Annotated in this window: 7 protein-coding genes; 5 read left to right on the top strand and 2 right to left on the bottom strand. The window is 48.6% G+C overall.

What is annotated here, in order from left to right:
• On the top strand, positions 1-200 hold a 200-nt coding region (locus WG89_RS27130), incomplete at its 5' end, for a hypothetical protein (RefSeq protein ID WP_216638417.1).
• Between the two features lie 256 nt (positions 201-456).
• The gene (locus WG89_RS27135) at positions 457-2,727 is read left to right on the top strand and encodes an opioid growth factor receptor-related protein (protein ID WP_062270782.1); all 2,271 of its coding nucleotides are present in this window, start codon (positions 457-459) and stop codon (positions 2,725-2,727) included.
• A 24-nt stretch (positions 2,728-2,751) separates the two neighbouring features.
• Here the strand turns inward: WG89_RS27135 and WG89_RS27140 are convergent, their stop codons facing one another.
• Complete coding sequence (locus WG89_RS27140) at positions 2,752-3,513, bottom strand: hypothetical protein (protein ID WP_153301861.1); 762 nt, start codon at positions 3,511-3,513, stop codon at positions 2,752-2,754.
• Positions 3,514-3,715: 202 nt separating this feature from the next.
• On the opposite strand from WG89_RS27140, the gene WG89_RS27145 reads away from it, so the two are divergent.
• A complete protein-coding gene (locus WG89_RS27145) occupies positions 3,716-4,141 on the top strand; it encodes a YybH family protein (protein ID WP_062270784.1) in 426 nt (141 codons plus the stop codon).
• Between the two features lie 54 nt (positions 4,142-4,195).
• Here the strand turns inward: WG89_RS27145 and WG89_RS27150 are convergent, their stop codons facing one another.
• Positions 4,196-5,719, bottom strand: coding sequence for an FMN-binding glutamate synthase family protein (locus WG89_RS27150; protein WP_216638570.1), 1,524 nt, complete (start codon positions 5,717-5,719; stop codon positions 4,196-4,198).
• A 285-nt stretch (positions 5,720-6,004) separates the two neighbouring features.
• Between WG89_RS27150 and WG89_RS27155 the strand changes: the two genes are divergently transcribed.
• Together WG89_RS27155 and WG89_RS27160 are read left to right on the top strand one after the other, a co-directional pair.
• A complete protein-coding gene (locus WG89_RS27155) occupies positions 6,005-8,326 on the top strand; it encodes a hypothetical protein (RefSeq protein WP_062270785.1) in 2,322 nt (773 codons plus the stop codon).
• A 103-nt stretch (positions 8,327-8,429) separates the two neighbouring features.
• Positions 8,430-9,524, top strand: a complete 1,095-nt coding sequence (locus WG89_RS27160; protein ID WP_062270786.1) for an SMP-30/gluconolactonase/LRE family protein — start codon at positions 8,430-8,432, stop codon at positions 9,522-9,524.
• The last annotated feature ends 486 nt before the right edge of the window (positions 9,525-10,010 follow it).

A 10,010-nucleotide genomic window follows, 5' to 3' on the forward strand; every position in this document is an offset into this window, starting at 1 on the left:
ACCGCTATGAAAACATGATGACCCCTTACGAAAAGTTCCTGTCACTGAAGGAACCAGAACAGTACCTGAAAGAAGGGATTACACTGGACCAACTAAAGGACAAAGCGGAAGCCATGACCGATAATGAAGCGGCCAGAAAGCTGCAACAAGCCAGAGAAATCCTGTTTCAATTAGTTCATGAGCGACAAGCCGAGGGTTAGGTAGTAGTACCTGCCTTCAGGCTCATTTCAGGATTGGAAAATACTGTGAGAAGGGTGAAATGCCAGTGTTCATGGTCAGATCATAGGGCGTTGGCCATAAATGGTGAATATATAGCTATATTGGTATTCCAGAGCACGTAGTTAGCAAGAAAATTACTTACCTATTAAAAATACCCTTTAATCTGCCATGAAAACTTTCCTATGCAGTCTGCTTGTATGTATCAGCATATTGGCCAGTAAGGGATATAGCTCGGAGTTGTATCCGTTCTCTGATGGTGTCTATGAATGTGACGGAAAACACTGTCAATATTGGCGTGGAGCCACCCTCGAAACTCTGAACAGCTACAAGACCTCCGTAGCAGGCAGCTATTTTCAATCCCTTCAGGCACTGGTCCCCTTTTTGCTCGTGATGCATGTTGTTTCGAACAATGTGCCCTACGGAAAGACGGTATTCAGTTTAGGAAGTCTTGCCCTGGTAGTGGCTGATTATATGAGCCTCTGGTGGGAAGGCTGGAAGCTGGCGAAAGAAAAATATAAAGCACAGGATGAGCTCTATCCGGTGCCCATCAGAAGTGAGGGGCCATCTCCTCTCTTTGTGCTTCTGGTAAAGGATGCCATAGGGCCGCATTACGAAATTTACTCTCTGTTGAATGAGGGCAGGTCTGATCAGGCGTACGGGAAGGATGAATATCTACAGCTGGCAAAAATCTTATCCAGGCTTGAGTTGTCCATGCACCTGAAGGTATGGGATGAAGCCATGGATGAAACATTCGGCAGTTATCAGCCGACTGAGCGTTATCTTGAGATATCCCTGCTCAATGCCAGACACCAGTATGTCCATGTTCAGAAATTTACAGCCAGTCCTTATTTTCAATGGCTGGATCCTTATCTGCCCCTGCCCGATGACGATATTTCCGGAGGTCAGTTCCAGTCAGCGATCGAACCTTTGTGGATAGAGCATATTACTCATTGGCTGGAAGCAAACGATACCGCGGTGACCAATAGCAGCCTGACATTGGCTGAAGAGCTCTCTGGGCCGAAGTTTCAGGAAGATCTGGAGGAGGACGGACTGGGTGACACCCGTCAGGTTGAGGAAGATGGAGCGGGTTGTCAGACTCTGTCTTTGGGCAACCATGTTCTGATTTTCGACAGTTACTTGCTGCAAGATTTTCATCTCTCGGCGGAGACACCCTGTCTGAAGGTCATGAACGTCAATAGTACTGATGTTGCTCTCTCCGTCCAGAGCAGCGCTTACAACCAGTTTGAGACTCGAAGGGCTTTCCTGAAGGATAAAACCATTAAGAAAGTGACGGCATCGGCTATCTCTTTTTCAATCAGTGCAGGGCTGTATTATTACTTCAGGCCGACCTACCAGCCAGCACAAGCTGAGCTGCCACCTGCTCCTATTGCTGGTCATCAGGCTGTTGCTCCTCTATATACTGCACCTGTTTTACCTGCACCCCCTGCAGGTACAGGAACCCTTGTTACTCTACCCAGTACGCCACCAGTGACTTTCGGACCTATCTCTCCAGCTGCTCTGGCGTCTCTCCATCCCTCGGATGTAAAACCAATGCAGCTGTTTAAATCAGGAGGAAGCAAGTCACCCCAATGGTTGGATGGACCCTTTGAAGGGGAGCCGCTTGATTCTTCCAAAAAGTCAGTTGTAGTTGAGAAAAGCCGAACTGTTTCGCCTTCTAAAACAGCTTCTCCAAAAGGGACCAAAGGTAAGGGGGGCCTGCATGAGAGAAGGGTATCTGTATCCACAAATACTGTGAAAGTACCCACGGCAACTATTAAACCGACGTCAACACCAGTTGTACGACCTGTTGCAAAAGCAACGGGTTCTTATCAGTTCAGGCAGCTGCTCCTGAAAGATCGGCCCAAGAGGAATAGCCTTCCACAGAGTCTGGTACGGAAAGATTTCCCCGTCTTTGCCCATGACGAAACCAGAATCTATCCAGGTCAGTCAGTGGCACTCAAAGATGTATTCGAAGGCAATCTGGCCACAGCAGCAGGCCCGGAACCGGCTTTTGGATCAGCGGCAAGAGCCCGCTTTGACTATGAAAGGTTGCAGTTTGTGCTGGAAAAAGAACACAGCTATATCCAGCAGTTGTTCCCGATATGGGACAACAAATCCACCCCCAACCCCAAGGCCCCATTGCTGACACCACAGATGATTGTGAATATTCAGAGCGATTCTGTGTTACTGAAAAAAGTGGTTGCGAATATCGACATGATGATGGATTTCTGGGGATTGAGAAGAGACGGTGATGCTTTTGAGGTGGTGCCGGAGCTGGGTAGCCGCCACAAAAAGTGGACTCAGTCAGATCATAATTTAAGGCGGGTCACCAGGGTGATTACTTTCCTGGCATCGGTAGGGTTCAAGGCTGCTGCCCGAAATCTTGAAAAAACCATGAATGGCTATCGAGTTCACACCAATACCTTTTGGAGTGGTGCACTTTGGGGAAGTATGCATAACACCGATTTAGAACTGTTTCTGGGGGATTATGACGATGGAGCCCGTTAATATCAGGCTCCATCAATCAGAACCTTATCGATTGATGTACTCAATAATATAGGCCCTGATCTCTTCCAGTCTGGGGTGAACCTCTGCTGGAAGCTTGGCTTTAAGATCCTGAAACAGGTGGTCAGCATCCAGAAGGAAATCGCTGTTGCCTTGTTCAAACTCGTAGAATACGTAGTCCCTGTCCAGTTTGTAATAATTATTTGCACCAAACCAGCCCAGGTAATGATTGGCATCCAGAACGTTGTAGCAAGCGAGGGAAGAATCAACAGTCTCTATTCCATAGTATTCCTGATCTTCTGACAGAGTCTCGTTAATGAGTTGCTGGCTCACAGGCATGTCTATGAAAGCGTCCAGACCGGTTGGCACTGTCTGCTTGGTGACGACTTCACTCGTGCCTCCAGCAGGCAGTACTGACGGGGTGAGCCTGCCTATTGAGATGGCATAGTCAACACAGCTGAATTCCTGATAGGTTTCATCAAACTTTTTCAGGTATTGGAAAAGCTGCTTTTCTCTCTCAGTAGGGCTTTTGCGCTCTACCGGTGTGGTCAGTAACTTGGCTCTGGCAGGGTTTTCAGCCTGGATGCGCATTGACAGATAGTGTTCTTCATCTTCGTAATACACTTCAGCCAGATCGAAGTTTAAAGAGCCTGCATCGACGTTTTTGAGCGGTATGGATGTGTATTCCTCACCATATTCGTCGGTGAGTTTTTGAGCGGGGCCCTGAGCCTGAGCAACGGTCGCTGTCAGTACCAACAGGGTAGGAATTATTCTTTTCAGAGGCTTCACTTTTATACTCCGGTAGTGATTATGAACCTTAATTACGACTCCCCTGATTGCCATAAGTTCACTGAACCACCCGTCAGAACAGGGTCTTGCCCGGACTTTTGATGCCTGCTGGCAAGATTCCGTCAAGAAACCTTCGTTGACTCTACCTATACTTTTATATGAACATTCCATGAACAGGGCACTATTCAGGAGGGGAATCGACATGGCGGACTCCAGGGAGATAATCCGATCATTGTTTGACCTGCAGGCTGAAAACTACAGCCAACAGAACAGTGCCGGCATGCTGGATCACTATGCACCGGAAGAAGATCTGCTGTTCTGGAGCTCGGAGGGTGCTCAGATTAATGGTCATGACGCCTTGAAACTCTGGTATGAAACTCTTTTCAACCAGTTTGAAATCCTTTCTGTGAAATACCGCATCGAGTCGGAGTGGGGAGGCGCTGACCAGGTTTCCTGCAGCAGCACCTGGCAGTTTGAAACCCGGTTGAAGGAAGTTGAAGGGGCGGTGATCGAGTTGCAATCTCTCAGGGCAACTCATGTTTTGAGAAAATATCAGGGGGACTGGAAGATCGCCCACATCCACTCTTCACCCATCGGGCAGGCCTCTGCAGACTTTCCTACCAGCTGACCGCATGTCCTGCAGGCTGGCTATCCCGGCCAACCTGCAAATCCATTCTTGCTGTTATTGCACACTGTCCGGGTATGGATGAAGCTTGTCCAGAGGTACAGAGTGCCCATTCTCCATGACCTGGCGAGCATGATACCGACGCAGTTTCCGAGGCTCATCTACGCCACAGGAGTGGGCAATCAATTCAATGTCGTGCACCAGATTGTCATGGTAGCTGGCCACTCTCTCGGCTTTATCTTCAGGTACCAGCCCACGCTGAAGTTTCTGGATATGGGTAGTGATACCGGTAGGGCAGGTGTTTTTGTTGCACTGGAGCGCCTGGATACAGCCAAGAGCCAGCATGAAACCCCGGGCAGACACCATAAAGTCTGCGCCCATGCACAAAGCCCATGCGGCATCGGAAGGATTGATCAGTTTGCCAGAACAGATCAGCCTGATGCGTTTGCGCAGACCTTTTTCCATCAGCAGGTTGTGGATAAAGGGCAGGCTTTCCTTTAATGGCAGGCCAACGTCATCCATCAGTGCCATCGGTGCAGCCCCTGTTCCACCGTCACAGCTATCAATAGTCAGGAAGTCGGGGGCTGATTCCAGACCTCTTTTTTGAATTTCATCACACAGGTCATAGAGCCAGTTATCAGCACCCAGAACAAATTTCAAACCGACGGGCTTGCCGGTGACAGTGCGAACTCTGTGGATCATATCCAGCAGATCACCGGTTGAGTTGATTTCAGGATGACGGTTGGGGCTGATGGAGTCTTCTCCCATGGGAATCAGGCGAATCTTTGAAATCTCTTCGGTGACTTTGGCAGCTGGCAGAATACCGCCTTTGCCGGGCTTGGCACCCTGACTCAGTTTAATTTCAAACATTCTTACCTGTTCATGAGCAGCAACCTCTCTCAGGCGGTCGTCATTCAGGTTGCCCTCTTCATCCCTGACCCCGTATTTGGCCGTCCCGATCTGAAAGACTATGTCGCAGCCACCTTCCAGATGATAGGGAGACAGTCCACCTTCCCCGGTGTTATACCAGCAGCCGGCCATGCGGGCCCCGTTGGACAGAGCGCGGACAGCCGGCACGGAAAGGGCTCCAAAACTCATACCGGAAATGTTGAAAATGGAGGCTGGGCGATAGGGCTTCTCACAATTTGGACCTATCAATACACTGGCTGTTTCTCTGGCATCTTCAGACAATGTTGGATAGGGGCAGTTCAGAAACAGTACCGAGCCTCTTTCACGGATGGGTTTACTGGAGCCGAAGGCAACGGTGCGATCAACATTTTTGGCGGCCCGGTAAACCCAGGCTCTCTGGGCTCGGTTGAAAGGCATCTCTTCCCGGTCACCGGCAAAGAAGTACTGGCGGAAGAATTCCCCGACATGCTCGAAGAAATAACGGAAGCGGCCAATGACCGGATAGTTTCTGCGAATGGTGTGGCTGGTCTGGTGTTTGTCTGCCAGATACATAAACAGGATCGCCACCACGCCAACACCCAACAGGAATATAAACAGCGACGCCATAATCTGCAGGATGGCGGTGACAAAAGCGACAAACTCGTGATCGAGCAGCTCCATGCCCATGCTCATATCCATTCCGGGGTTCCTCTTTTTTTAACTGTTCTTTTGATCTGGCCCTGAACCAATCGCTCTTTCTGGCCGGTTCAGGGGTATTGGAAAAGACTGTCGGCCAAACAGCTGCCAGCAAAAGCTCTTTTAGTGTTTACGAGAATACTTTTCCGGCAGATTCACCGGATTTATCAGAAAGCACAACCTGCAAAAGTGTTAGAGGTTCTGACTGGTTGGTTAGAGCGTCAGGGAACATACAGGGAGATGGGCAGTCACAAGAGCAGTAAGCACTAAAAGGAATTGATCATGCTCCCTTCACAGGATTCAGCGAAAAAAACACTGGACGTTAAGCAACCAACAGTTGAAGTAAAACAAACCCGCCCTAAAAAAAAGAAGGGGAATAGCGGCCAAAAAGACTCTTTAGCAACCGCGACAGTGAGAGGCGCTACTGTGAAGAGCTCTCCCGGTGCGACGCCTGAAGTCTCCACTAAAAAACCTTCTGGTGGCTCCATCCAGTCTTCCCAAACTCTGCAAAAAAGAAGCTCCCAAAAGCTGAAAAATGAGCCAGACAGGCCTCTATCTTTTGATGATAAAAGATTCCAGGTACCTAAACACAGCAACTCTGACCAGCATAAGGTCATGGCTCGTGGTACTCCAGTTGAAAAAGCCCAGCTGGCTGCCAAAGAGGTGAAAGGCATTGTAATGACGCTTCATCTCGATGATCTGGTCGTCAAGGCAAGAGAGCTGGATGCTGATATGAAGGCGTGTAAGGCACAAGGGCAAAAATACCCGTTGCAGAATCTACCAGACTTGAAAAGCAGAGCTATGGCGTTGATTAAGGAGTATGAACAGTATTTACTCGATAACCCTGATGAAGCCCGATCTATAGCCGTGTTAAGACGTCAGGCTATCCAGTTTCATACCGGTAAACACCAGATTATCAGGTTGTCCATCTGCCACCTGAAGTCACAAATGCTGCCATTGGCTGAAGCCATTGCAGCGGATATGGAGGCTAATCTTCAGACGGTTGATCTGCGCACCATGGCCCCTTACATCAAGAAGTATCTTGGCCCCTATATTGTGGTCATGATTGAGCTTGAGCAGCTCAGAAAACTTGTGACGCTATACGGTACTGAGAAAGAGACGTTTCTGGAACCCTGTCATGATCATATGAGAAGGGTGGCACACAGTTTGAACCTGTTTGCAAAACTCTTTGCCGACCTGGCTGGCAACTATTGCTCATCTGAAACCACTAAGCAGCTTCTGCTGGAAATGAACCGGCGCAGCATGGGAGTGATTGATGACTGTCTTTCTGGTGCCTGGGAGGGTCATGATTCGGTATCAGCAGGTGAATTCTGGAGGGATCGTCTGCATTACGTTGTCCTGGTTGGCCAGGATCATGAGTTTGCCAAGGCATTAGCCGGTGTAGATTTGTGCTTTGCTCACTTTGACAGTAAAGCTTGTCTGGATTTGATCCAGCCCGTTATCACAATGGCGCAAAAACAGGCCGCTGTTCTTCAGGAAGGCTCTGGCCAGTTTTTTGAATTGAAAACGGCCTGTGAAATGCTTGAAGCGGTTGAGAGAAGTCTGGCTGATGGCTTTCTGAAGTTTATGACTGAGCTCAATCCGACAGTGGAAGCTACTCCTGAAGAAACAGCAGACACACTCTGTCAACTGAACCAGTCATTGTCTGCTCTGAAGGCTTATAAAAGTCGTGTTGAAGTAGCCAGGTTGAGAGAGAAAAAGGAACTGGATGATTTTCTGGAAGAGATGAAGTCAGTTGTTGTCACAAAGTCTCAACCTTCTCACTCGACCGGATTCGACTCAACTTCTGACAATACAGAAGTCCAGACTGACGATGAAAAGTCCGGGAAAGAGGAAGTTAAATCCAAAACAGATTCCGTGGATTCTTCCGATTCAGTGGAGTCCACAATGGCAGAAGCTGCTCGTCTGTTAAGAGGGTATGACCAAAACCCTTCCAGAGCCTTGTTCTTATACCGTGAAGCCCTCAAGCATCCCAAGCTTTCCGATGATCAGAAAGTCGAAATCAGGCTGGGTGTGTGTGAAGCCTGCCTGGCCGATGGCAGTGCACGGCTTGAGGCGGTGATAAAGCATAGAAAGCATCTTCAAATCTATGCCGGTTGTTTTGAACAGGGTCAGACAATTTCTTCTGCGGATGATAAAGCCTTTGTGGCTGCGGTTCAGGAACTTCCCCAGTTACAACAGGAGCTGCTCTGCATTCTGGAGAGAGCCCGAGCCTTTGTTGATGCTTTTACAATGCCTGAAATAGAGGGGGATTTGAAAATCAGCAGTGAAATGGTAATGGAAAGAATGAAAACCTTTTTGACGACCTGCCAGTCGCTTGTAGACGCTCAAGTCGATTTGGCAGAGCTGTTCAGAATGAGAGGAGAATACATTCGGAGTCACCTGACAGGACCCAGGGGCAAGGGTGGGGTGCCTTTGTTAACGGTGGGTGATGTTAAATTTGTCTCAGAAGTGGACAGTCAATTTGATGAAGCCGTTGAGGCGTTGGGAAAAGCAGTGGAGCACCTGCAAAGTACCTTTCAGCGACAACTTCACTATGATGATCATTTTCCGCCACTGATTCCGGCAGGTGACAAAGGTTAATTTAAACAGTTCCGGGGAGAAGTATTTGAACTTTTAGTATTAGCTGACGGTGGATTACTGTTTAAATAGAGAGCAGCTAGAAAAACAAAAAGTGCAAACCCTCATGATTAAAAAATGTTCTTTGCTGGTTGCCACGCTGATGCTGGCAGGCCTGTTCTATCTGCTCCTGTACCCCGTCACCATTGATCCTGTTGCCTGGCAGGCACCTGATAATCCGGGTTATACCGGGGATTATCAGGTTAACTCAAAGCTGTCTGCGCTCGAACATCTCGATATCTCACCTTACACCGGTCCGGAAGATCTGATTATGGATCGTCAGGGGCAGCTATATATTTCGGTGCATGAAGGCAAGGTTTTGCGGATGAAGCCCGGCAAAGAACAGCCTGAAGTGTTTGTTGATAATCTTGGGCGTCCTTTGGGCCTGGCTCTGGATCAAAATGAAAACCTTATTATTGCGGATGCATATCAGGGGCTAATAAAAGTGACCCCGAAAGGTGAAGTGTCCTCACTGCTAAGTCAGGTCGAAGGAACGCCATTAGTGTATGCCAACAATCTTGATATTGATCGTCAGGGCTTGATCTATTTCACTGAGGCTTCCAGCAAGTTTGGCGCAGAGGAAAATGGTGGCAGTTACCCAGCCAGCCTTCTGGATTTAATGGAACATGGCGGGCATGGTCGTTTATTTCAGTTCAATCCTGATACTGGAGAAGTGGCGACCTTGATGTCAGGCCTTAATTTCGCCAATGGTGTGGCTCTGGCTCATGATGAACAGTCTGTGTTTGTGAATGAAACCGGAGGCTACAGGGTGCTTCGGTATTGGCTGGATGGCCCAGATAAAGGTCAGTCCGAAGTGATGGTCAGTGAACTGCCTGCTTTTCCGGATAACCTCAATCGGGGTCTGAATGGTCAGTATTGGGTTGGGCTGGTATCCCCCAGAAACAAGCTTCTGGATGCCGTGTCGGATCGGCCGTTTATTCGTAAAATGGTTCAGCGCCTGCCCGCCAGCCTTCGACCTAAAGCCACCTTTTATACTCACGTCATCGCCTTTGATGATCAGGGACTGATTACCCAGAATCTTCAGGATCCAGAAGGCGTCTATCCAACCGCGACCTCGGTGTTTGAATCTGAAGATACGCTTTACATAGGCAGTCTGACGGCGGAGACACTGGCGTGGATCAAAAAGAGTCAGTTGCAGTAATCAACCTGAAAGGAGCATCACCGGAGAGGCATTAGTTTCAGTGCTACCAATACATAACACGAAATGTCTAATCCGCTGATGCTGAGGAAATGATTGCTATCTCGCAAAAGTTATATTGGCTTGCGGGCACTGTGTTCATGAGAATGGAGGTGCCGAAAGTAAGTTATGGTCTAGTCTTGAGTCACTCAACCTTTTAACCAAAAGGGTCATGGTAATAAACGTTGTCTTGCCTGACCTGTAATAGTCTCTTCCAATATGAAATGAGCCTGAAGAAGGGGCTGGTTTCTAACATGAAATGAGCCGACTTCAGCACTGTCGTTCATGATGAGGATATGAAAATCATCATGAACACCCATTTCATCAAAACCCTGGAGGATGTAAGAAGCCTCCTTTCACAAGCAGACTGTCTGGAGCCCGGCTGGGACTCCAAGGACGAATGTTACCGTTGGATTGAGCTAACCCTCAGCCACTTCAAATACCGTTCCC

Origin of the sequence: Endozoicomonas arenosclerae, assembly GCF_001562015.1 — a bacterium.
Lineage (GTDB): Bacteria > Pseudomonadota > Gammaproteobacteria > Pseudomonadales > Endozoicomonadaceae > Endozoicomonas_A > Endozoicomonas_A arenosclerae.

Excerpts from the sequence above, each read along its gene's own strand:
- WG89_RS27145 (WP_062270784.1), top strand. The coding sequence starts at position 3,716 with ATGGCGGACTCCAGGGAGATAATCCGATCATTGTTTGACCTGCAGGCT.
- WG89_RS27150 (WP_216638570.1), bottom strand. The coding sequence starts at position 5,719 with ATGAGCATGGGCATGGAGCTGCTCGATCACGAGTTTGTCGCTTTTGTC.
- WG89_RS27155 (WP_062270785.1), top strand. The coding sequence starts at position 6,005 with ATGCTCCCTTCACAGGATTCAGCGAAAAAAACACTGGACGTTAAGCAA.
- WG89_RS27160 (WP_062270786.1), top strand. The coding sequence starts at position 8,430 with ATGATTAAAAAATGTTCTTTGCTGGTTGCCACGCTGATGCTGGCAGGC.